Here is a 22,817-nt window from a genome sequence, read left to right as displayed (position 1 = left end):
GGCGATCTCTCCGAACAACGTGCTCCCCTCATCCGACCCGCTTCGCGGGCCACCTTCCCCCGCAGAGGGGGGAAGGAGATGCGCCACACTTTCGAAAGCCCCGATCGAGGTTTTACCCTCGTCGCCTCACTCGACCCGGAGAAGCACGTGCTTCTTGCGGCCGAAGGAAAGCTTCACCACGCCATCCTGGCCGAGATCGGCTGTGGTCAGCACTGCCTTCTCGTCGGTGATCTGGACGTCGTTGACACGCAACCCGCCGCTCTTGATCTGGCGCCGCGCCTCGCTGGTGGAGGGGACGAGCTTAGCGTGGTCGGGACCGAAGGCCGAGAGCACGCCGAGACCGGCTTCCAGAACGGAGCGGGCGACGGTGACGCTCGGCAGGTCCTGCGCCACGGCGCCTTCCACGAAGGTCTTGCGGGCGGTCTCGGTGGCCGCGTCAGCCGCCTCGCGGCCGTGCATCAGGGCCGTTGCCTCGGTGGCCAGTACCTTCTTGGCCTCGTTGATCTCGGCGCCCTGAAGCGCCTGAAGCCGGGCGATCTCGTCCATCGGCAGCAGGGTGAACAGCTTGAGGAACCGAGCCACGTCGGCATCCTCGGTGTTGCGCCAGAACTGCCAGTAATCGTAGGGGCTGAGCATCCCGGCATCGAGCCAGACCGCTCCGGCCGCCGTCTTACCCATCTTCGCGCCGGACGCCGTGGTGAGCAGCGGACAGGTCAGGCCGTAAAGCTGCGGCGTGCCCATGCGGCGGCCGAGATCGATGCCGTTGACGATGTTCCCCCACTGGTCCGATCCGCCCATCTGCAGGATGCAGCCATACCGGCGGTTCAGCTCCACGAAATCGTAGGATTGCAGGATCATGTAGTTGAATTCGAGGAACGACAGTTCCTGATCGCGCTCCAGGCGCATCCGCACGCTGTCCATCGACATCATGCGGTTGACCGAGAAGTGACGCCCAATATCGCGCAGCATCTCGATGTAGTTGAGCTTGGTCAGCCACTCGGCGTTGTCGACCATGGTCGCGCCGTTGCCGCCGCCCCCGAAGGTCAGGAACCGCGAGAAGGTCTTCTGGATCCCGGCCTTGTTCTCCTCGATCTGCTCCAGCGTGAGGATTTTTCGCGACTCGTCCCGACCGGACGGGTCGCCGACGCGGGTGGTGCCGCCGCCCATCAGTGTGATCGGCGTGCCGCCCGTCTTCTGCAGCCAGTGCAGCATCATGATCGACAGCAGATGTCCCACATGCAGCGAGGCGGCCGTGCAATCGTAGCCGACATAGGTTGTCAGGCGGCCTTCCAGGGCCGCCGCGTCGATCCCGGCGAGATCCGATCCCTGGTGGATGTAGCCGCGCTCGGACAGAACCCGCAGGAAGTCGGATTTCGGCGCGAAGGTCTCAGGCTGGTTCGGCGTGGCGGTGGACATGCGGGGTTCCGGATTCGACTGGTCGCGGCGCGGGACAGGAGAAACGCCGGCGTGATAGCAGCAGGTCAAGTGACGCGCGGCTCTTAGCAGGGCTCACCGCGGAAGGCACGGGGCGTAAACGGCATGACCATGATGCGGGCGATCGGCCTGATGAGCGGCACCTCCCTCGACGGCGTCGACGTCGCCCTGATCGAGACCGACGGCGAAGACGTGAAGGTGGTCCGCAGCCATAACGGCTACCTCGAGCCGCTCGGCCCCACCGGCTATCGCGGCTATACCGACGAGGATCGTGAGCTGCTCCGCCGGGCGCTGTCCGATTCCGAGGCCGTGGTCGCGCGCGAGGACCGGCCCGGCTGCCTCGCGGAGGCGGAGACCTTCGTCACCGCGGCCCATGCGGAGGCGGTGGAGGCCTTCCTTGCGGATAACGGCCTCAGCGCTGCGGATATCGACGTCATCGGCTTCCACGGCCAGACCGTGGTCCACCGCCCCGACCAGCGCATGAGCGTGCAGATCGGCGACGGGGCCGCACTCAGCCGTCGTCTCGGCATCCCGGTCGTGTCGGACATGCGCCATGCCGATATCGCTGCGGGAGGGCAGGGGGCGCCGCTGGTGCCGGTCTTCCACAAGGCGCTCGCCAAGGCGGCGGGCTATGATGGCGCGCTCGGCATCCTCAACATCGGCGGGGTCGCTAATGCCACGCTCATCGCCTCCAACGGCGACGTCATCGCCTTCGATACCGGGCCCGGCAACGCCCTCATCGACGACTGGATGCGCGAGCGCACCGGCCGGCCCCTGGACGATGGCGGGCGCACGGCGGCGCGGGGACGGCCGGACGAGCCGCTCCTCGCCTGGCTCCTGACCCACCCGTTCTTCTTCCGCAGGCCTCCGAAATCACTGGACCGCAACTGGTTCTCGCACAAGCTCGCCGGCCAGCTGTCCACCGAGGACGGGGCGGCGACGCTCACAGCCTTCACCGCGCGGTCCGTTGCCCGTGCCCTCGACCACGCGCCGGAAATCCCCACGCGCTGGATCGTCGCCGGCGGCGGCGCCCGCAACGGCGAGCTGGTGCGGCTTCTGAACTACCACCTGCGCGCCGAGATCACGACTGCGGACGCCATCGGCTGGTCTTCGGCCTATCTCGAAGCCCAGGCCTTCGCGCATCTCGCCGTGCGCTCGCTGAAGGGCCTGCCGATCACCTTCCCGTCGACCACCGGCGTGCGGGAGGCGATGACCGGCGGGGTGCTGGCGCGGCCGGAGGCATGATACCAAGCCTCGCTGAATACCAAGTCTCGCTGAACCTGCCCCATAGGTCGGGTTCAGTGAGGTCCGGCGGATGACCGCCGCCGCGCCGTCGCGCGGGCAGACCTCGATGAGTCAGGCTCAGCGAGGTCTGGCATGAGCCCGGCGCTTTGCTCTCGGCCACATCCCGCGCTAGAGCGTCTCCCACCATGTCGCACAACACTTTCGGCCATCTCTTCCGCGTGACCACCTTCGGCGAAAGCCACGGGGTGGCGCTCGGCTGCGTGGTGGACGGGTGCCCGCCGGGGATTCCCATTGAGGCGGCGGACATCCAGGCGGAGCTCGACCGGCGCAAGCCCGGCCAGTCGCGCTTCACGACCCAGCGCCGCGAGCCCGACCAAGTCCGCATCCTGTCGGGCGTCTTCGCCGACGACCGCACCGGCGGCGTCCAGCTGACCACCGGCACGCCGATCGCTCTGGAGATCGAGAATACCGACCAGCGCTCGAAGGATTACTCCGAGATCCGCGACAGCTATCGGCCGGGTCATGCCGACTACGCCTACGACGCCAAATACGGCATCCGCGATTATCGGGGAGGCGGTCGCTCCTCGGCCCGTGAGACCGCCGCCCGCGTGGCGGCCGGGGCCATCGCGCGGCGGGTCCTGCCGGCCGACATCGTCATCCGGGCCGCCCTGGTGCAGATGGGACCGCATGCGGTCGACCGGTCGCGGTGGGATTGGGACGAGGTGGCACGCAACCCGTTCTTCTGCCCCGATGCCGAGACGGCCAAATTCTACGAAGAGTATCTCGACGGCATCCGCAAGGACGGCTCGTCCATCGGCGCCGTCATCGAAGTGGTCGCCGAGGGCGTGCCGCCCGGCCTCGGCGCCCCGATCTACGGTAAGCTCGACGCGGATCTCGCCGCCGCCATGATGTCGATCAACGCGGTGAAGGGCGTCGAGATCGGCGACGGCTTCGCCTCGGCGGCTTTGCGCGGTGAGGAGAATGCCGACGAGATGCGCTCGGGCAATGCCGGCGCTCCGACCTTCCTCGCCAACCATGCCGGCGGCGTGCTCGGTGGCATCTCCACCGGCCAGCCGCTGATCTGCCGCTTCGCGGTCAAACCGACCTCCTCCATCCTGACGCCGCGTATGAGTGTGACGACCAACAACCGCGACGTCGATCTCGTCACCAAGGGGCGCCACGACCCCTGCGTCGGTATTCGCGCCGTCCCCGTCGCCGAGGCGATGATGGCGTGCGTGCTGGCCGATCACTATCTGCGTCACCGGGGGCAGGTCGGGACGCGGGGGTGACCCGGCGCGCCGCAGCCCATCCGCCCAGCGAATTCCAAGAGATATCCCGTGCCCCATACCCACGTCACGCAGGCCATCGAAGCCTATGCCCGCGGCGAGATCGTCGTCGTCACCGATGACGACGATCGTGAGAACGAGGGCGACCTCGTCGTCGCCGCCTCGCTCTGCACGCCGGAGAAGATGGCCTTCATCGTCCGCAACACCTGCGGCATCGTCTGCGCGCCTCTCACCCGCGCCGAAGCGCGGCGCCTGCGCCTCGACCCGATGGTCGCCTCCAACGATGCGCCCCTGGGCACCGCCTTCACCGTCACGGTGGATGTGAAGCACGGGCTCACCACCGGCATCTCCGCCGAGCAGCGCTGCAACACGGTGCGGGCGCTCGCCAACGGCAATATGGGCGAATCCGATTTCGTCCGCCCCGGCCACGTCTTCCCGCTCATCGCCAAGGATGGCGGCGTTCTCATGCGCTCCGGTCACACGGAGGCGGCGGTCGACCTCTGCAAGCTCGCCGGGCTGCCGCCGGTGGGCGTCATCTGCGAACTGGCCAACGATGACGGCACGGTGATGAAGGGACCGCAGATCACGGCCTTCTCGGAACTGCACAACCTCAAGCGCGTGTCGGTGGCCGACCTCATCGCCTACCGGCAGGCGCGCGAGAAGCTGGTGGAGCGCGTCGGGACCTTCCCGGTGAAATCGGAATTCGGCGAGCTCACCGGCTTCGCCTACACGACCCCGTTCGAGACGGTGCAGCAATTCGCCTTCGTCCAGGGCGATATCGGTGACGGGCAGGATGTGCTGGTGCGCCTGCATCGCTCCAACGTGGTGGCCGACGTGATCGGCGGCGGCAAGTCGATCGACTGCGTCCTGCGCCGTTTCGCCAAGGAGGGACGCGGCGTCCTCGTCTATCTGCGCGACGGCACCGCCGGCGTGCCGCTTTCCTCCTATGCAGAAGAAGGAGCGGAAGCCCAGCGCGTGCGGCAGTGGCGCGAGGTCGGTCTGGGCGCCCAGATCCTCCGTGACCTCGGCATCGTCTCGATCCGCAACCTCTCGACCTCGTCGCGCTCCTATGTCGGCCTCTCGGGCTTCGGCATCGACCTGTTGGGCGAGGTGCCGCTGGAAGGGTGAGTCCTCCTCACCGTCCCATCAGCGCATCCATATGGGCGGTGACAGAACGGGCGAGACCGTCCAGGCTGTAGCCGCCCTCGAGGACCGAGACGATCCGGCCGCAGGCATGCTTGTCGGCGATCTCCATGAGCTTCCGGGTGGCCCAGCCGAAATCGGCCTCGTCGAGTTCGACGCTGGCCAGCGGATCGAGGCGGTGGGCGTCGAAGCCTGCCGAGATCACGATCAGGTCGGGGGCGAAAACGGAGAGGCGGGAAAGAACCCCCTTCTCGAACTTCTCGCGAAAAATCCCGCTGTCGTCGCCGGCCCGTAACGGCACGTTGACGATGGTGTCGTGGGTGCCACGCTCACCCACCGCGCCCGTGCCGGGAAACAGCGGCATCTCATGGGTCGAGGCGTACATCACCGCTGCGTCGTCCCAGAAGATGTCCTGCGAGCCGTTGCCGTGGTGGACATCCCAATCCACCAGCGCCACGCGGCTAGCTCCGTGCCGTTCCCGGGCGTGACGGACGGCAATGGCGGCGGAGTTGAACAAGCAGAAGCCCATCGCCTGCATGCGCTCGGCATGGTGGCCCGGCGGCCGCATGGCGACGAAGGCGTTCGAACAGGCCCCGCTCATCACCGCATCCACCGCATGGACGGCGCCGCCGACACCGCGAAGGGCCGCGTCGAGGGTGCCGGGCGACATCAGCGTATCCGAATCGATCTGGACATAGCCGGATCGCGGGGAGGCCGCGATGATCGCCTCCACATAGGGAACGGGATGGGCGAGGGCGACCGTCTCCGTCTCCGCGCGGGGCGCCGATTCGCGCAGCAGACCTGAGAACCGCTCCTTCTCCAGGGCGGCCTCCACGGCGCGGATCCGGTCCGATCGTTCCGGGTGCCCCTCGGGCATCTGGTGATCCAGCGCGGAGGGGTGGCTTACGTACAGGGTCGTCACGCTCATCCCTCCGAACGATCCTCGTCGTTCCACCCGACCCGACTGTGCTTTACGCACAACATACGATGCAAATGCGCCACGGTTCAGGGTAGCGAGATTACGCGCCGATCAGTCTGCGAGTTAGATGGCGACATAATCCATCAACCACATTCTTCGAAGCCCCCCGGCTTCGAGACAGGCTCACTCTCACATGTCGCCCACGACCCGGTCGCCCATCCCCTCCCGTCATGGCGTCCTGCGTCGCTCGCTCGGCGCCGCGACGATCCTGTCCGCCCTCGCCCTCGGCGCCTGCAACACGCAGACGGCGACCGCCCCGCTCAGCCCGCCCACCGCCCACACGGCCCTGGCCCAGCCCCCGGCGCTGACCGGTGAGGCCCGTGACAAGGAATGGCTGAAACAGGCGCCGCAGGGCAATGTCGATCCCAAGATCGCCCGCGCCACCGTCGACTACAAGACGAACGAGCCCGCGGGCACCGTCATCGTCGTGACGAAGGAGCGCCGGCTCTATTACGTGCTGCCGGACGGCAAGGCCGTGCGCTATCCCGTGGCCGTGGGCCATGCCGGCATGGCCTGGGCCGGGACCGCCAATGTCGACCGCAAGGGCGAGTGGCCGGATTGGAACCCGCCGCCCGAGATGATCGCCCGCCGCCCGGAACTGCCCAAGCGCCTCGAGGGCGGCCCCACCAGCCCGATCGGGGCCCGCGCGCTCTACCTCGCCGAGGGCAAGAAGGACACGCTGTTCCGCATCCACGGCACCAACGAGCCGGAGAAGATCGGCCAGGCCGTGTCGTCCGGCTGCATCCGCATGCTCAACGCGGACGTGGTCGATCTCTACGAGCGCGTTCCGATCGGCGCGAAGGTGGTGGTGCGCTGAGGCGAAGACGGGAACCGGCTCCGTCGCCGAGGCGGCGGAGCCGGGCTCCAAAGATACGATTCGGAAAGGCTCATTCGTGAGCAGCCTTTAACCTGAACGTTGATTCAGATTTGGCCGTTAACTTCTTGAACGGGTGCCTCCTGCATAGTCATCGACATGCAGAAACACAGACCGGCGCAAATAAAGCCGGGGAGGCACCAACCAATGATCAACCATTCGCTTCAGCTCTTCTGTAACCGTGCCGTCGCCGCCGGCCGCATCACCGCCGCCGACGTTCAGGTCCTCGGTCGCGATATCCTCCCGGATGGCATCTCGCATGCGGACGAGGCCGACATGCTCATCGCCCTCGACCGGGCCGTGCCGCAGAGCGACATGTCCTATGCCGATCTCGTGAGCGCCGCAGTGGTGAACTTCGCCGTCTGGGGCGAGCGTCCCACCGGCTACGTCGATGTCGAGATCGCCCGCTGGCTCGTCGGCTCCCTGCGCAGCGATGCCGGCCCTACACCGCTTGCCGCCCGCATCGCTTTCGAGATCGTTCGCGAGGCCGAGACGAGCCACGAAATCCTCGTCGCCTTCGCCATCGGCTCCGCCCACCGTCGTCTGCATGTCGAGGAAGCGCCCTCGGTATCGCCGGTTGAGCTGCTGGACGCGGCCTGAAACCGAGCGAGTTCGGATCGCGTTCGCCGGACTGGCCAGTGAACGATGGCGAATAGACGGGGCCTGGAGACACACTCAACCACTACCGGTCTTGGTTCAAAACTTCAGATTTTCCAGAAATCGCAAAAATTCAGATCTACAACGATCAATACACATAAATTGAAACTACGGCGCAATACCATTGGCGTCACGCCATTATGCTAATAAAATAACCAGTAATCGAAGGTATTTTTAGGATAAATACTTATAACACCACTCACATATGCGGGTCATAGTTCACCGAACACTTCCTGCAGCAGTTGAACAGCGTCGATAAATCGTTGACCGAGAAGGCTTGAAGACACCCCGGTGTCGGTCACACCGGATTCACTGGCGCTTCCTCATCCGGGCCTCGGCGACGGGCAATGCGTCACGGTCAGCATCGGCCGGTCCCTCGACGTCGGAAATGGTGACGAGGCGGGCTTCCTCGCCCTGGTCCGGCAGGCCGATGATGCGCTTTACCGGGCCAAGGAAGGAGGGCGCAATCGCTACGCCGCCCCGTGGATACCAGCGACCATGATTTTGAATACACAACCGGTTTGGCGCAGCGTATGAACAATCCTTCATTGGTCCAGCTTTGCGAAGCCGCACAACTGCTTTAACGGGAACGAGCTTGAGCGCGACGGCGCTCGTGACCTTTCCCGCTTCACCCGAGTGCCTGGACAGATGTTCGAGAAAATCCTGATTGCGAACCGCGGCGAGATTGCGTGCCGCATCATCAAGACCGCTCGCAGGATGGGTATCAAGACGGTCGCCGTCTATTCCGATGCCGATCGGGACGCGGTTCATGTGGCGATGGCGGACGAGGCGGTGCATATCGGCCCCGCTCCGGCCGCGCAGTCCTACCTGATCATCGACAAGATCATCGAGGCCTGCAAACAGACGGGCGCCCAGGCGGTCCATCCGGGCTATGGCTTCCTGTCGGAGCGCGAGGCGTTCCCGCGCGCGCTGGCCGAGGCCGGAATCGTCTTCATCGGCCCCAATCCCGGCGCCATCGCCGCCATGGGCGACAAGATCGAATCGAAGAAGGCGGCCTCGGCTGCCAACGTCTCCACCGTGCCGGGCTTCCTCGGCGTCATCGAGAGCCCAGAACACGCCGTCACCATCGCGGACGAGATCGGCTATCCGGTGATGATCAAGGCCTCCGCCGGCGGTGGCGGCAAGGGCATGCGCATCGCCTATTCGTCGGACGAGGTCGCGGAGGGCTTCGCCCGCGCCAAGTCCGAGGCCGCCTCGTCCTTCGGCGACGACCGTGTGTTCGTGGAGAAGTTCATCACCGATCCGCGCCACATCGAGATCCAGGTGATCGGCGACAAGCACGGCAACGTCATCTATCTCGGCGAGCGTGAATGCTCGATCCAGCGCCGCAACCAGAAAGTCATCGAGGAGGCGCCGTCGCCGCTCCTCGACGAGGCGACCCGGAAGAAGATGGGCGAGCAGGCCGTGGCCTTGGCCAAGGCCGTCTCCTACGATTCGGCCGGTACCGTCGAGTTCGTCGCCGGCCAGGACAAGTCGTTCTACTTCCTCGAGATGAACACCCGTCTCCAGGTGGAGCATCCCGTCACCGAGATGATCACCGGCCTCGACCTCGTCGAGTTGATGATCCGTTCGGCCTATGGCGAGGCGCTGCCACTGAGCCAGGACCAGGTGAAGCTCAACGGCTGGGCCGTGGAGAGCCGCGTCTACGCCGAGGACCCGACCCGCAACTTCCTGCCCTCCATTGGCCGCCTCACCACCTACCAGCCGCCGGAGGAAGGCCCGTTCGGCAATGCCATCGTGCGTAACGATACCGGCGTGGAGGAGGGCGGCGAGATCGCGATCCACTACGATCCGATGATCGCCAAGCTGGTGACCTGGGCGCCCACCCGCGCCGAGGCCATCGAATCGCAGGGACAGGCGCTGGACGCCTTCGCCATCGACGGCATCCGCCACAACATCCCGTTCCTGTCGGCCCTCATGGCGCATCCGCGCTGGCGCTCGGGCAACATTTCCACCGGCTTCATCGCGGAGGAATTCCCCGAAGGCTTCGTCGCCCCCGAGCCCGAGGGCGAGGTCGCCCAGCAAATGGCGGCCGCTGCCGCCGCCATCGACCACAAGCTCAACACCCGCAAGCGCGGCATCTCGGGCCAGATGCGCGACCCGGCCCTGCTCCATTTCGAGCGCGACCGCATCGTGATCCTGGCCGGCCAATCCTACCCGGTCACGGTGGACGATCTCGGCGAGCATCTCGTCGTCACCGCCGAAGACGGCCGGACCTGGACGGTGGAGAGCGACTGGCGTCCGGGTGAGCCGGTCTGGTCGGGAGAGATCAACGGCACCCGCGTGGCCATCCAGGTGCGCGCCCTTCTCAACGGCGTCGCGCTCCAGCATGCGGGCGCGGCGGCCGAGGCGCGGGTCTTCACCCGGCGCGAAGCCGAACTCGCCGCCTTGATGCCGATCAAGGAGAATGCCGGGTCCGGCAAGCAGGTGCTCTGCCCGATGCCCGGCCTGGTGAAGGCGATCCTGGTGAAGGAAGGCCAGGAAGTGAAGAACGGCGAACCCCTCGCCATCGTCGAGGCGATGAAGATGGAGAACGTGCTCCGCGCCGAGCGCGACGCCACCATCTCCAAGATCGAAGCGAAGGAGGGCGACAGCCTCGCGGTCGACGCGGTCATCATGGAATTCGCCTGATCGCATAGCGATTAAAGGTGCGGGGTAGCCGATCACGGCCGCCCCGCACCCTCGCTGAACGCCAGACGCAATCTCGAAGCGAGGGGATCGACAGCCCCCTCATTCACCGGGACCCCGCGAATGGGCCCTCCTGGGCGGGTCCGACCGTCGAATCGGGCCCGGCAGACGCTCGTCATCCCCTTCCGGCCAGCCGATCCATGCCCCTCTACTTCTCCTACGGCGCCAACATGGATGCCGCCGCGATGGCCATGCGCTGCCCCGGCTCGACCTCCCTCGGCACCGCCCGCCTGAACCGGCACCGCTTCATCATCATGCGAGAGGGCTATGCCTCGGTGGTGCGCGACCCGACATCCACCGTCTGGGGCGTCCTCTGGGATCTGGCCTTGGCCGACGTGCCGGCCCTCGACCGCTACGAGGGCGTCGCCGGGCGGCTCTACACGAAGGCCTACCAGCCGGTGACCACATCGACCGGCGTGAAACGGGCCTTGATCTATCTCGGCTGCAGCGCCGTTCCGGGGGTTCCGCGACCGGACTACCTGCAACCGGTGCTGGCCGCGGCCGAAGCCGCCGCTTTCCCGGCGCCTTACCTCGCCGAGATGCGCCGCTGGCTGCGGGCAGGACGCGGCTGAGGATCGCAGACAGGATTGGATGCGAGGAGGTTTATTCTTGGCTACGATCAGAACCGTCGATGTCGTCATCCGTGGCCGGGTGCAAGGTGTCGGCTACCGGTACTGGACCTCGCGCGAAGCGGAGGGTCGCGGCCTCGACGGCCATGTTCGCAACCGTTCGGATGGCGGTGTGGAAGCGACCTTCAGCGGTCCCGCCGATGCGGTCGCCGCCATGCTCGATGCGTGCAAGCTGGGGCCCGCCGGTGCCGTCGTGTCCTCGGTGGAGGCGGCGGACTCCGCCAATCCCCCCGATGCGGGATTTCGCATCCTGCGAACGTGATCTCTCCGTGCCGACGGGCACGATAAAGGGTTTCTCTTATCGTTCATCGTCAGAGATTCGTTTCCCACGGATCGGGCCGATGACCTATGGTCCGCGCCGCAGGCGGAACGGCGCTGGACCGGTGAGACCGGGTTCCGGTCGGCCATAGGCCGGGAAGCGATCAGAACCCATGCAGCAGCCGTTCACTTTCGCGGATTTCTCGCCGCTCGACATTGCCGGCCTTTTCTATTTCGTCGCCGCCTGGGCAGGCTATGGGATAGCGGTGGCGCGGATGCGCGGGCGGCGCACGAGCCTGAGCCAGATCATGAACCGCCAGCGGGAGGAATGGTCGCGGCAGCTCATCGTCCGCGACAACAGGGTGGTCGACACCACGATCAACGCCTCCCTCCAGAACGGGACGGCTTTCTTCGCCTCCACGTCCCTCATCGCGCTCGGCGGGGTGCTGACCCTGTCCCGCTCCGGTGACGATGTGCTGACCCTGTTCGGCGCGCTGCCCTTCGGCGCCATCGCCACGCGCGTCACCTGGGAGGTCAAGGTGGCGGGCCTCGCCGTCGTCTTCGTCTATGCGTTCTTCAAATTCGCCTGGGCCTACCGTCTGTTCAATTACGGTGCGATCCTCATCGGCGCGGTGCCGCCCAAGGGCGCTGGCGCAGCGCAACGCGACATGGACCGCGCCGCCCGCCGGGCCGCCGCCATGAACATCGCCGCCGGGACCCATTTCGCAAAGGGGCAGCGTGCCTTCCTGTTCGCGCTGGCCTATCTCGGCTGGTTCGTGAACGCTTGGTTTCTCATCCTCGCCACCACAGGCGTCATCTGTGTCATGTGGCGACGGCAATTCACCTCCGATATCCGCGCCATCCTCCTCAACGAGGACGACGAGGCCACCCTGCAGGACACCGAGTCATGAGCACAGAGCGCAGATCCGTGAGCGAGGAGGAGATCGGCGAATCGATCCTCCGCCTCGTTTCAGAGCGGGGAGAAGGCAAGACCGTCTGCCCATCGGAGGTGGCGCGCCACCTCGGGGGGCCGCATCCGGACGGCTGGAGCCCGCTGATGCAGCCGATTCGCCGCATGGCCGTGCGCCTTACCAAGGAGGGCCACATCGCCATCATGCGCAAAGGGAAACCCGTCGCCGACCCCGACGATTTTCGCGGGATCTATCGTCTCGGAATGCCCGTCCCGGCTACCGGCGAAGCCTGAACCCTCGTCGACGCGAAAAGATCAGTCGGCCTTCGTCCGCGGCGCCGGCAGCATCGCGTCGGTATAGCCGGCGAGCCGGTAGACGACCAAGCCGATCCATTCCTTGACCACGAGGTCGAGGACCAGCAGCCCGTCGGAGGCGAAGCTCTTCAGCTTCCACGCGTCGCTCCATCCCACCGTGCGGTAATCGACCGGATAGGCCGTCACGTCGAAACCGGCCTGGCGAAAGCAGCCGATGGCGCGCGGCATGTGCCAGGCGGAGGTGACGAGCAGCCAGCGTTCACCCGCCACCGGCTTGACGAGATCGGCCGAGAAACGCGCGTTCTCGTGGGTGTTGCGCGAGCGGTCTTCCAGGATCAGCCGCGTGCGCGGCAGCCCGAGCGTGTCGGCGAAGCGGCTGACGATCTCGGCCTCCGACGTTCCATCGGTGCCGAGCAAGCCGCTGCCCCCGGAGAAAAGCAGCCGTGCCTCCGGGTAGCGGCGCGCGAGATCCGCAAAGGCGATCTGGCGCTCGCCGGCATCGTTCACCGAGAGCTGGCCGCGCGCCAGCGTCGTCTGGGTTTCCACGGCGCCACCGAGCACGATCACGCCCTTGATCGGTGCGCCGTCATCCGCGAAGCGCGGGAAACGGTTTTCGAGGGGCAGGGTGATCCAGGCAGAGAGGGGCAGGAGGCCGCCGAGGAAGAGCCCGGCGAAGCCGAGGAGGGCCAGACCGCGCCCGAGGCGCGGCGTCCAGCCGCCGAACATTAGGACGCAGCCGAGGAGCCCGATCAGGATGAAGAAGTTCGAGGGCGTGATGACGAAATAGATCAGTTTTGAGAGCGGAAAGAACATGTCTGGACCCTGAAGCCTCGTCTCAGTCGGGCGCGTCCGCGCGCGGGTCAGTCTCGGTCCGGCCTGTCCGCATCCGGCGGGTAGGGATGCTCCAGCCCCTGAGGGTCGGTGACACGCCAGCCGGACCTGTCGCTTGCGAGATAGGACGGTCCCACCGGCACCTTGCCGTGGCCGCCGGGAATATCGAGCACGTAGAGCGGTTGGGCGAGGCCGGACAGGCGCCCGCGCAGGCGTCCCATGAGGTTGCGACCCGCCGCCAATCCGGTGCGCAGGTGCCCGGTGCCGGGCGCGAGATCGCCATGATGAAGATAGTAGGGCTTCACCCGGTTCTCGACGAAGCTTCGCATCAGGCTCGCGAGGGTCTCGGGGTCGTCGTTGACCCCGGCGAGCAGCACCGACTGGCTCACCATCGGGATGCCGGCATCGACGAGACGGGCGATGGCGCCTTTCGCGGCCGGCGTGAATTCGCGCGGATGATTGGCGTGGAGCGCGACATAGACCGCACCGCCGAAGCGCTTCAGGGCAGCGACGAGATCGTCGTCCACGCGGGCGGGCTCGACCACCGGCACACGGGTATGGATGCGCAGGACCTTGACGTGCGGGATGAGGCCAAGGGCCTCGGCGATCTGCCCGAGCCGGCGGGCCGAGAGCGCGAACGGGTCGCCGCCGGTGAGGATCACCTCCCAGATGTCGGGCCGGTCGGCGATGTAGGCGAAAGCGGCGGCGAGTTCGTCCTCGCTCAGGGTGCCGAGCCCGTCCGGCCCCACCATCTCGCGGCGGAAGCAGAAGCGGCAATAGACCGGGCAGACATGGAGCGGCTTCAGCAGCACCCGGTCGGGATAGCGGTGGACGAGGCCCGGAAGCGGCGAATGCGCCGCATCGCCGATCGGGTCCGAATCTTCCTCCGCACGTGTCACCAGTTCCTCCGCGCGGGGCAGGAACTGGCGGGCGATGGGGTCGGCGGGATCGGTCGGGTCGATCAGTTCGGCCATGTCGGGCGTCACCGAGACCGCGTATCGCGCCGCCACCGCTTCGAGCGCGGAAAGATCGGACGGAGCGACGAGCCCGGCTTCGACGAGCTGCGCGGGGTTGCGAAGGGAGCGGGGCAGGGAACGGGGAAGCGGCCTGTTCACGCTCCTTCCCCCATTTCCACCGCTGTCTCCGCGATCGGAGTCCAGATCACGTCGTCGATGCGCGGCGCGCCGACCGCGAGCATGACTAGCCTGTCGAGGCCCAGCGCGATGCCGCTCGCCTCCGGCATGATGGCCAGGGCCGAGAGGAAATCCTCGTCGATCGGGTAGGTCTCGCCGTAGATCCGCGCCTTCTCCGCCATCTCGATCTCGAAGCGCCGCCGCTGCTCGTGCGGGTCGGTGAGTTCGCCGAAGGCGTTGGCGAGTTCGACGCCGCATGCGTAGAGCTCGAACCTCTCCGCTACGCGGGGGTCGCGGGCGCTGGGACGGGCCAGGGCCGCCTCGCTCACGGGATATTCGTACAGCAGGGTCGGCCGTCCGTCGCCGAGCTTCGGCTCGATCAGGGCGACGAGGACGCGGCTGAACAGGTCGGCCCAGGTATCGTCGGCCGCCACCCGCAGGCCGCATGCGACCACGCCGGCGGCGAGGCCGTCCCTGTCCGTGCCCCCGCCAGGCTCGATCGTCGCCAGGAGGTCGATGTCGGCATGGCGCTCGAACGCCTCGGCGAGCGTGAGACGCTCGAAATCCGCGAAGGGATCGGATTCCCTTCCCCGAAAGCGGAGGGAGCGCGTCTTAGCCTCGTCGGCCGCCAAGGCCAGAATGTCGGCGCAGTCACGCATCAGCACCTCGTAATCCTGCCCCGCCCGGTACCATTCCAGCATGGTGAATTCCGGATGGTGCAGGGGACCGCGCTCACGGTTGCGGAAGACCCGCGCCACGCTGAACAGCCGTATCTCACCCGCGGCCAACAGCTTCTTGCAGGCGAATTCCGGCGAGGTGTGGAGATAGAGCGGGGAGGCGGCACCGTCATGGCCGATGGCGGAGGTGGCGAAGGCCGAGAGATGCGCCTCGTTGCCCGGCGAGACCTGGAGGGCGGCGGCTTCGACCTCGACGAAGTCGCGGGCCGCGAAATGCCCGCGCAGGGCCGCGACGATACGGTTTCGCGCGAGCAGGGCCGGCCGGCGATCGGCATGCCGATGCGGCGCCCACCATGGAGACGGTGAGCCGCTCACGCCGGTTCTCCCCCTAGCCGGCGCACCAATTGCGGGCACAGGCGCCGGGCTGCTGGCAACGCGACGCAGGATAGGATAGTGGCGGGGCACAGATGTCGCTCCCGTGGGCCGAATCCACGCCGGGGCGTCGCATATATTGTCTCGAACAGGATCTGACCCCGTGAAGGTGATCGCCTCTACGCTCCGCAAGGGCAACGTCGTCGACAAGGACGGCAAGCTCTACGTCATCTTGACGGTGGAGAACATCCATCCCGGCAAGGGCACCCCCGTCACGCAGCTCGACATGCGCCGCATCACCGATGGGGTGAAGGTGTCCGAGCGCTACCGCACCACCGAGTCGGTGGAGCGTGCCTTCGTGGAGGATCGCGAGCACACCTTCCTGTACGAGGATGGCGAGGGCTACCACTTCATGAACCCTGAGAACTACGATCAGGTCGCGGTTCCCAAGGACGTGATCGGTAGCGCGGCGCCCTACCTGCAGGAGGGCATGAAGGTGATGCTGGCCCTGCACAACGACGTGCCGCTCACGGTCGAACTGCCGCAGCGCGTCACCCTCGAGATCACCGAGACCGAGCCGGCGATGAAGGGTCAGACGGCCTCGTCTTCCTACAAGCCGGCGATCCTGTCGAACGGCGTGCGCACCGCCGTCCCGCCGCATGTGGCGGTCGGCACCCGTGTGGTCATCCTGACGGAAGACGGTTCCTACGTGGAACGCGCCAAGGATTGAGACCCGCCGGTTCGAGGCTCGGAGTTCGAGGCTCGGGCATCGATCTCCCACGGGAGACCGATGCCGGCCTGATCCGCCTCAGGGCGACGGCGCCGGCCCTTCGGCGGCGTCGTAACAGGACTGAGACAGAGCCTGGGCCTTCGCCCGCTCTTCGACGCTGAATCCCCGCCCCGTGATCGCCCAGAGATTCTCTCGCTGGAGGGCATCGGCGACACAGCGCGCCGCCACCCGGCATGTCTGCGCGGAACCTCCGGTCGTCTCGCACTGGACCCGGTAATCCTGACGGAACGCCGCGAGACCTGCCTTCGGATGAGGGCCGGTCACCGTCACGACGCCCGTGAGCAGGGCGAGCAGCACCGGCTGATGCACGAGATACACGGCGAGGCTGTGGCGCCCGGCCAAAGCCAGCCCGTGCGAGGCGAGCGATCCCGGCCGCCACGTCGCCCATTTCGTGCGCAGGAAAGCCGGCAGACCGAGCCGCGCCGCTACCAGCCCCAAGAGAACCAGGCCGAACCAGGGAAACAGCGGCACGTAATCGTTGGTCCGCGGCGGAACCATGCCGAGGCCGAGGAAACTCAGGATCGGGTCGTCGAAGACCGCGAGGTGATAATCCGGGTTCGCCATCACGGCCGGCGTCGCCAGAACGACGATCCCCACCACCAGTGCGACGGCCGGCGACACCCGTAGGAACGGCACGGCGAGCACGCTCGACACGGCGATGCAATGCAGGATGCCGAAGAAGATGAAGCTGTCCGGAAACGCGTAGACCGTCGCGGCCGTGATGAGGAGGGCGGCGATGCCGATCCGCGCGAGACGCAGGAGGAACGCGCGGGGCCGGAGGCCATCCCGGTTCATCAGGACGAGGCCGATCCCGACGAGAACGAGGAACGTACCCGCGATGAGGTGCGCCGCGACCTTGCCCAACGGGGCCAGAGCATAATTTTCGGGCGTGAGCGCGAGGTGCCCGAGGTCCCAGGTGGTGTGGTAGGCGGCCATCGCCAGCAGGGCGCCGCCCCGCGCGACATCGAGACTATCGAACCGCCGCGGCGTTCCACCGAGTTCTTTGGAGGCCGGCGATGCGGAGGACGCAGCGACAGGTCTCGCCGTGGAGGCACTCATGCGAACGGCCTCGCCGGCTTGAACCGTTCGGAGTGGCGCGACGAGCCCGCGCGAGGCGAGCGTCCGATCTCGGACGATACGATCTGAGTCATGCGCGTTGGCTATCGCCGGTGGCGAGGCGGATGCAAGGGCCCAGCATCGCCCAGTGTGACCGGCGCTCCGCGAGTAGTGTCGAAAACCGTCCAACTCCCGAACGAGAAGCGGCAGCTTGTGGGCGGATAGGCCGTATCCGGACTTTTCGGCGGAAGCCGCTGAGTCACCGTTGCGGGCGAGGAAGGCGCCGCGCCGCCGGTTGCCCGGCTCCTTGTTGCTCCGATGCCAATATGATGAAGAATGTCTCAATCGCCGCAGTCGATGTCCGCCAAACGGGCTTCCGCCGAGTCATGACTTTGTTAATCTATGGTGCGGATCGCGTCGCGTGATTCGGTGTGGGTTGCTTACATGTCCGACGATTTCGAATCAGGCTCGCACGGCCAGCGCGCGATGGGTGAATCGACCGGTGGACGTGGCACCGACCTCGGCGACGGAGAAGTGCAGCGCCCCCTCGACCTCATCGAGGTTTCGGGGCGCATCAAATGGTTCGATGTGTCGAAGGGCTTCGGCTTCATCCTTCCCGATGACGGCTCGGCCGACGTCTTGGTTCACATCACGTGCCTGCGCCGCGACGGATTCTCGGCCGCCAGCGAGGGCGCGCGCATCGTGGTGGAAGCCACCGAGCGGCCGCGCGGATGGCAGGCCTTCCGGGTGATTTCCCTGGATCAGTCGACGGCGATCCACCCGTCCGAACTCCCGATGCCCCGCACCCATGTGAGCGTCACGGCGACGAGCGGGCTCGAGACGGCCGTGGTGAAGTGGTTCAACCGGTTGCGCGGTTTCGGCTTCCTGAGCCGGGGGGACGGCTCCCCCGACATCTTCGTCCATATGGAGACGTTGCGTCGCTACGGCATCGCCGAACTGAAGCCCGGCGAAACCGTTCTCGTGCGCTACGGCGACGGCTCGAAGGGCAAGATGGCAGCCGAGGTCCGGCTTCTGGACGGCGCGCTGCCCGCCTCCCATTGACGGAATGACCACGTGACACCAATCCAAGACGTTCGCTCGTCCGCGCCCTTGCGCGCGCTCCTGATCCTGATCACGATTCTCGCTGGTCTCGGCCTCGCCAATGCTCAGGATCTGGCCCCGCAGGAGCCCCTTGCGATCACGGGCAAGAGCGGCAGGCACAGCTTCTCCGTCGAGGTGATGCGCGACGACGAATCGCGCTCGCGCGGCCTGATGTTCCGCCGCGCGATGGCGCCTGAGCACGGGATGCTCTTCGACTTCCAGAAGGTCGAGCGCGTCGCGATGTGGATGAAGAACACCTACCTGCCCCTCGACATGCTCTTCATCCGCCCGGATGGAAGCATTGCTCGGATCGCGACCAATACCGAGCCGCTTTCGACCAAGGTCATTCCGTCGGGAGAGCCAGTGGTCGCCGTTCTCGAACTCAATGCCGGTGTCACGGCTAAGCTCGGAATCAAGGCGGGTGACCAAGTCGACCACACGATGTTCCCATCGCGCTGACCATAGCGAAACGGGGATCGTCGCGGCACCACCCCGCGAACACAGCGTGAACGAGCATCTTGACGGCCGCCTCGTTTCTGACCAATGTTCCCATATTGTTCCAAACGCGAGCGAACCTGAGACATCGGGTTCCTCGACGATGACAGGGGAACGCGATGCTCGACGTTCAAGCTTCCGGCGATGAAACGATCCTGTTCGAGAATGCCGATTGGCGCGTGATCGCGGACGGTCTCGAACATCGCGGGACCGGTTATTTCATCGCCCGCGAGAGCTTGGGCCGGCGCTCCGAGTCCGGCCTGTGGGAATGGCCGCTGCATCTGGCGGAGAAGAGCTGGTGTTCGCTGCGTCCGTTCCGCGACGCGTTTCAGGCGGCTGCCGATCTCTTCAACGTCGAGCGCGACGAGGCGTTGTCGCAATCCTTCGTCACCGGTTTTGGCCTCAGGATGGGGCAGGGCGGACAGGGCGGCACCGAAGGCTTCACGAAACTGGCGGAACTGGTGCGTCCGAAATCCATCGCTCGGCGGAGACCCACCGCATCCGAGGGCCGGCCCGTTCCCCACCGCAACGTTACGGGGCGGAAGGAAGAGACAGATACGGCGCGCGCCGCCCTGTCTTGACATGACCTCCCACCGCGGCGCCCTAGATTTCTTGAGGGCGCCGAAGGGCGCCGTGCAGGAGATCATTCCATGGACGAGGGCGTGACGGACAAGGACGATCGGAGCAAGGGACTGGGCGGCCTCGATGGGCTCGTCGTTCCCCCCCTCTCGCGCCGGGGCTTCGTGATGACGAGCCTGATCGCCGGGTTCACCCTGGCCGAGGCGAATGCGCAGGCTCAGGCCGTTACGACCGATTCCAATGGTCTCGTCGCCGGCGAGGTGAAAATCCCCGCAACCGACGGGCCGATGCCGGGTTATCGGGCGATGCCCGAGGGAGCAGGCCCGTTTCCCCTCGTCCTCGTCATCGAAGAGATTTTCGGGGTTCACGAATATATCAAGGACGTGTGCCGCCGTCTGGCCAAGGCCGGCTATTGCGCCGTGGCGCCCGAGCTCTACGCAAGGCAGGGCGACCTCTCGACTATGACGGATGTGAAGGCGATCGTTCGCGACGTCATACTGAAGACGCCCGATACCGAGTGGATCGCGGATCTCGATGCGGCAGCGTCCTGGGCCGTTGCCGATTCGAAGGCCGATCCCGAGCGGATCGGCACGATGGGATGGTGCCGGGGAGGTCGCGGGGCATGGCTCTACGCGGCGCATCGGCGCGATCTGAAAGCCGCGGTGGCCTGGTATGGCCCACTCGGCGGCGACCGTACGAGCCTGCAGCCGAAAACGGCAGGGGACGTCGCAGCGGACATCCGCGCACCGCTTCTGGCACTCTATGGCGGCGCGGATACCGGCATTCCCATCTCCAGCGTCGAGGAGGCCCGCGACCGGGCGAATGCTGCAGGGCGGAGTGTCGAGCTCGTTGTCTTCCCCGATGCACCGCACGGCTTCCACGCCGACTACCGGCCGAGCTACCGCAAGGACAGTGCGGAGCAGGGCTGGGCACGCGCGCTGGCGTTCCTCAAAAGCCACGGGGTCGGCTAAATCGTACCCTCATCGACCAACGCGACGATCGACCGAATCGGAGCGTTCCGGCACCTCCCACAGGAGCGTTCCCTCTGTTACAATGGAGAAACCGCCGCTCTGATCATGATTTCAGGGATGGATGCATGTCGGAAATTACGATCCGAGCGCCGGTTCGACACATTGACGGGTAGGACTACATAGCGTTGCTGGGATAACGGCTAGAGCGGCTGTCAAGCCTGAAGAGCGTTCCGGACCCATGAGTGCTGCGAATCCATCAGGCGAGAGACCCATCATCCTCGTCGTCGAGGACGAGCCGGATGAGCGCTACCTCGCGGCCGCACTCCTCGAAGAGACCGGGTTCAGCGTCATCGAGGCGGAAACGGCCGAACGCGCCCTGGCCATCCTGAACGAGAAGGACGGCGCTGTGAGCGTCGTCTTCTCCGATGTGCGAACCCCTGGCCCCATCGGCGGCTTCGAACTCGCGCGGATCATCGGAGTCACCTGGCCGCGGGTACGCGTGCTGCTCACATCCGGTGATGCGGGCGACCAGCCCAGTGACCTGCGGATTTCCGCGACTTTCATCCCGAAACCGTGGCGGGCATCCGACATCCTCGCTTGGGTCGAGGAAGCGGCGGGCCGTGCTCCCGCGCAAGGCGCGGGCATAGACGTGATCGGTGGCACCGCTCCCTGACGGGCCACCGGGCCGCTCAAAAAATATCATAGATCATAGGGAAACTTGACGGGCTCCAACCGTTGGTTGGTTCAGTCCCCCGTCGATCAGTGACGGGCCATGGGTTTCCAATGACCAGCGCCGCCAATACCAACATGGCCAATATCAGCCGCCCCGGGCATTCCTATACGGTCTTCTCCGAGGCGCGGATGATGCAGAAAGTCGGCGAGGATCTACGCTCCCTTTACGGTGATATGATCGATCGTTCCGCGCCCGACGAACTGCTTCGTCTGGCGGCGCTGATCGATGAAAGGCGCAATGAAACCGAGGCCGGGCGCTAGCATCGTTCGCCCCTGCCGCGATCGGGACGACGTGATCGGTGCGGCCCGAATGACGCACGGCCGCTGAGACTTGGCGCAAGACTTGGATCGCCTCCCCATCGATGTCCTAAAACCTGATATGTCGAACGGACCCTTCCGGATCGATCTGACGAGCCCGTCATGCGTTTGAAAGCCTGCCTCGTTCTCGGCGCTTTGCTGGTCGCTGCGCCGTTATGCGAACCGGCCTTCGCCGCGACGCCCCCCAACCAGCCTGCCGACGGCCCCGGCGGTGTGGGAAACCGCTCCCTCTCGATCGTGAAGCGGGCGCTGGGACGGCCGAGTGCCGCGACCTTCGTCTTCTACTCAGCTGGTGCCGCGCCTGCGGAGGGACGGCCCGTCGTGGTGTTCCTCCACGCCTGGGGGGCCCCGAACCCACAGCCCTACGGGGCGTGGATCGATCACCTCGCCCGCGCCGGATATCTCGTGCTGTTTCCGCGCTTTCAGGAGGTCAACCGGACGCGGCCGGCTGACGCCACGGGCAATGCCGAGAAACTCGTGAAGGTCGCCCTCGCGGAACTCGAATCCGATCCCGACGCCAAACCGGATCCGAAGCGGGTTGCACTGATCGGCCACCTCGCGGGGGCTCCGATCGCCGCCAACCTCGCCGCCGATGCCGACAGCACCGGCTTGCCCGTGCCGCGCCTCGTCTTCGCCATCATGCCGGGGGGAATCGCCAGCGACGCCAAATCCAGGGGCGTCGTGCTGCGCGACCTGTCGAAGATCCCATCCGAGACACTCGTCATCACCGTCATCGGCGACCGCGATGCCCGCGCGGCGGATCTCGCCGCCAAGCGGCTCCTGCGTGAGGCGAGCGGTGTCGCGCCCGAGCGCAAGCTCTTCATCCGCGCACTCTCCGACGACCACGGCTTTCCCTCGCTGACGGCGACCTTGACCTCGCCGGGTGCCGTGGACACGGCCTATGACGGGGGAGCCATCAAGCTTCCGCCGGAGCCGCCGAAGGATCCCAAGCAGCCGCCGACACCGTTCAAATGGTCGGCCGACATGTCGCTGACCGGCGAACAGACGACACTGCTCGCGCAACTGAACAATTCCCGGGCAGATAGCCTCGATTACCTTGCCTATTGGAAGACGTTCGACCTGGCCGCCGCAGCGGCGTTCGGCGGCGACGCCACCACCCTTAAGGCCAATCCGCGGCTCAGCGACATGGAACGCTGGAGCGACGGCTGGCCGGTGAAGCGTCTGGTCGTGGAGACGCCCCGTGCTGCTCCGGCGGCCGCGCATGCGCCGGCTCCGACGCCTGCAGCGGCCACGCAACCCAAGCCCAAGCCGGTGCGACGTCCCTGATCCATCACGCCCGAGATGAGTCAGGGTTCAGGCGCG

At 66.4% G+C, this 22,817-nt stretch carries 25 protein-coding genes; 18 read left to right on the top strand and 7 right to left on the bottom strand.

What is annotated here, in order from left to right; translation table 11 throughout:
* Positions 1-126 precede the first annotated feature (126 nt).
* Positions 127-1,416 (bottom strand): tyrosine--tRNA ligase, encoded by a 1,290-nt coding sequence (gene tyrS / locus IPV08_RS01955; protein ID WP_207410485.1) that lies wholly within the window; start codon positions 1,414-1,416, stop codon positions 127-129.
* 123 nt (positions 1,417-1,539) lie between these two features.
* On the opposite strand from tyrS, the gene IPV08_RS01950 reads away from it, so the two are divergent.
* From IPV08_RS01950 to ribB, 3 genes are all read left to right on the top strand, one after another.
* The gene (locus tag IPV08_RS01950) at positions 1,540-2,679 is read left to right on the top strand and encodes an anhydro-N-acetylmuramic acid kinase (protein WP_207410483.1); all 1,140 of its coding nucleotides are present in this window, start codon (positions 1,540-1,542) and stop codon (positions 2,677-2,679) included.
* Between the two features lie 185 nt (positions 2,680-2,864).
* Positions 2,865-3,968, top strand: a complete 1,104-nt coding sequence (aroC, locus tag IPV08_RS01945) for a chorismate synthase (RefSeq protein WP_207410480.1) — start codon at positions 2,865-2,867, stop codon at positions 3,966-3,968.
* A gap of 48 nt (positions 3,969-4,016) precedes the next feature.
* Positions 4,017-5,093, top strand: coding sequence for a 3,4-dihydroxy-2-butanone-4-phosphate synthase (ribB, locus tag IPV08_RS01940; protein ID WP_207410470.1), 1,077 nt, complete (start codon positions 4,017-4,019; stop codon positions 5,091-5,093).
* A gap of 7 nt (positions 5,094-5,100) precedes the next feature.
* Here ribB and IPV08_RS01935 read toward each other — a convergent pair whose 3' ends face one another.
* Positions 5,101-6,036 (bottom strand): histone deacetylase family protein, encoded by a 936-nt coding sequence (locus IPV08_RS01935; protein ID WP_207410469.1) that lies wholly within the window; start codon positions 6,034-6,036, stop codon positions 5,101-5,103.
* 184 nt (positions 6,037-6,220) lie between these two features.
* On the opposite strand from IPV08_RS01935, the gene IPV08_RS01930 reads away from it, so the two are divergent.
* A complete protein-coding gene (locus IPV08_RS01930; RefSeq protein WP_207410468.1) occupies positions 6,221-6,904 on the top strand; it encodes a L,D-transpeptidase in 684 nt (227 codons plus the stop codon).
* Positions 6,905-7,108: 204 nt separating this feature from the next.
* Complete coding sequence (locus IPV08_RS01925) at positions 7,109-7,561, top strand: hypothetical protein (RefSeq protein WP_207410467.1); 453 nt, start codon at positions 7,109-7,111, stop codon at positions 7,559-7,561.
* 366 nt (positions 7,562-7,927) lie between these two features.
* Here the strand turns inward: IPV08_RS01925 and IPV08_RS24400 are convergent, their stop codons facing one another.
* Positions 7,928-8,389, bottom strand: a complete 462-nt coding sequence (locus IPV08_RS24400; protein ID WP_246747767.1) for a hypothetical protein — start codon at positions 8,387-8,389, stop codon at positions 7,928-7,930.
* Here IPV08_RS24400 and IPV08_RS01915 point away from each other — a divergent pair.
* The 5 genes from IPV08_RS01915 (at position 8,279) to IPV08_RS01895 (ending at position 12,418) form a co-directional block, all read left to right on the top strand.
* Complete coding sequence (locus IPV08_RS01915; RefSeq protein WP_348646066.1) at positions 8,279-10,270, top strand: acetyl/propionyl/methylcrotonyl-CoA carboxylase subunit alpha; 1,992 nt, start codon at positions 8,279-8,281, stop codon at positions 10,268-10,270. The genes IPV08_RS24400 and IPV08_RS01915 overlap by 111 nt on opposite strands.
* A gap of 197 nt (positions 10,271-10,467) precedes the next feature.
* Positions 10,468-10,899, top strand: a complete 432-nt coding sequence (locus tag IPV08_RS01910; protein WP_056423837.1) for a gamma-glutamylcyclotransferase family protein — start codon at positions 10,468-10,470, stop codon at positions 10,897-10,899.
* 37 nt (positions 10,900-10,936) lie between these two features.
* Complete coding sequence (locus IPV08_RS01905) at positions 10,937-11,218, top strand: acylphosphatase (RefSeq protein ID WP_246747737.1); 282 nt, start codon at positions 10,937-10,939, stop codon at positions 11,216-11,218.
* 169 nt (positions 11,219-11,387) lie between these two features.
* Positions 11,388-12,125: a DUF599 domain-containing protein gene (locus IPV08_RS01900; RefSeq protein WP_207410462.1), complete on the top strand. Its 738-nt coding sequence runs from the start codon at positions 11,388-11,390 to the stop codon at positions 12,123-12,125.
* A complete protein-coding gene (locus tag IPV08_RS01895) occupies positions 12,122-12,418 on the top strand; it encodes a DUF3253 domain-containing protein (protein ID WP_056423843.1) in 297 nt (98 codons plus the stop codon). Before IPV08_RS01900 ends, IPV08_RS01895 begins: the two co-directional genes overlap by 4 nt.
* Before the next feature lie 21 nt (positions 12,419-12,439).
* On the opposite strand, the gene IPV08_RS01890 is transcribed toward IPV08_RS01895, so the two are convergent.
* The 3 genes from IPV08_RS01890 to epmA are packed head-to-tail and all read right to left on the bottom strand — an operon-like array spanning position 12,440 to position 15,455.
* Positions 12,440-13,252, bottom strand: coding sequence for a YdcF family protein (locus IPV08_RS01890; protein WP_056423845.1), 813 nt, complete (start codon positions 13,250-13,252; stop codon positions 12,440-12,442).
* Positions 13,253-13,299: 47 nt separating this feature from the next.
* A complete protein-coding gene (locus tag IPV08_RS01885) occupies positions 13,300-14,361 on the bottom strand; it encodes a lysine-2,3-aminomutase-like protein (protein ID WP_207410759.1) in 1,062 nt (353 codons plus the stop codon).
* Between the two features lie 20 nt (positions 14,362-14,381).
* A complete protein-coding gene (epmA, locus tag IPV08_RS01880) occupies positions 14,382-15,455 on the bottom strand; it encodes an EF-P lysine aminoacylase EpmA (RefSeq protein ID WP_207410460.1) in 1,074 nt (357 codons plus the stop codon).
* Between the two features lie 160 nt (positions 15,456-15,615).
* Between epmA and efp the strand changes: the two genes are divergently transcribed.
* Positions 15,616-16,182 (top strand): elongation factor P, encoded by a 567-nt coding sequence (gene efp, locus IPV08_RS01875; RefSeq protein WP_056423850.1) that lies wholly within the window; start codon positions 15,616-15,618, stop codon positions 16,180-16,182.
* Positions 16,183-16,260: 78 nt separating this feature from the next.
* Here the strand turns inward: efp and IPV08_RS01870 are convergent, their stop codons facing one another.
* Complete coding sequence (locus tag IPV08_RS01870; RefSeq protein WP_207410458.1) at positions 16,261-17,301, bottom strand: heparan-alpha-glucosaminide N-acetyltransferase; 1,041 nt, start codon at positions 17,299-17,301, stop codon at positions 16,261-16,263.
* Positions 17,302-17,784: 483 nt separating this feature from the next.
* Between IPV08_RS01870 and IPV08_RS01865 the strand changes: the two genes are divergently transcribed.
* The 7 genes from IPV08_RS01865 (at position 17,785) to IPV08_RS01835 (ending at position 22,781) form a co-directional block, all read left to right on the top strand.
* Positions 17,785-18,360 (top strand): cold-shock protein, encoded by a 576-nt coding sequence (locus IPV08_RS01865; protein ID WP_244478141.1) that lies wholly within the window; start codon positions 17,785-17,787, stop codon positions 18,358-18,360.
* A 63-nt stretch (positions 18,361-18,423) separates the two neighbouring features.
* Positions 18,424-18,858, top strand: a complete 435-nt coding sequence (locus IPV08_RS01860) for a DUF192 domain-containing protein (RefSeq protein WP_348646065.1) — start codon at positions 18,424-18,426, stop codon at positions 18,856-18,858.
* A gap of 155 nt (positions 18,859-19,013) precedes the next feature.
* Positions 19,014-19,475 carry a hypothetical protein gene (locus IPV08_RS01855; protein WP_207410454.1) on the top strand — a complete coding sequence of 154 codons (462 nt, stop codon included), beginning with the start codon at positions 19,014-19,016 and terminating at the stop codon, positions 19,473-19,475.
* Positions 19,476-19,544: 69 nt separating this feature from the next.
* Complete coding sequence (locus IPV08_RS01850) at positions 19,545-20,444, top strand: dienelactone hydrolase family protein (RefSeq protein ID WP_246747736.1); 900 nt, start codon at positions 19,545-19,547, stop codon at positions 20,442-20,444.
* 238 nt (positions 20,445-20,682) lie between these two features.
* Positions 20,683-21,117, top strand: coding sequence for a response regulator (locus tag IPV08_RS01845; RefSeq protein WP_056423856.1), 435 nt, complete (start codon positions 20,683-20,685; stop codon positions 21,115-21,117).
* 110 nt (positions 21,118-21,227) lie between these two features.
* Positions 21,228-21,437: a hypothetical protein gene (locus IPV08_RS01840; protein WP_207410452.1), complete on the top strand. Its 210-nt coding sequence runs from the start codon at positions 21,228-21,230 to the stop codon at positions 21,435-21,437.
* 159 nt (positions 21,438-21,596) lie between these two features.
* Entirely contained in the window at positions 21,597-22,781 is a 1,185-nt protein-coding gene (locus IPV08_RS01835; protein WP_207410450.1) for an alpha/beta hydrolase, read from the top strand.
* Positions 22,782-22,817: the final 36 nt, after the last annotated feature.

Origin of the sequence: Methylobacterium sp. SD274, from assembly GCF_017355285.1 — a bacterium.
GTDB lineage: Bacteria > Pseudomonadota > Alphaproteobacteria > Rhizobiales > Beijerinckiaceae > Methylobacterium.
The sequence above is the reverse complement of the archived record's forward strand: the minus strand, read 5'-3'. Positions and strand labels throughout refer to the sequence as shown.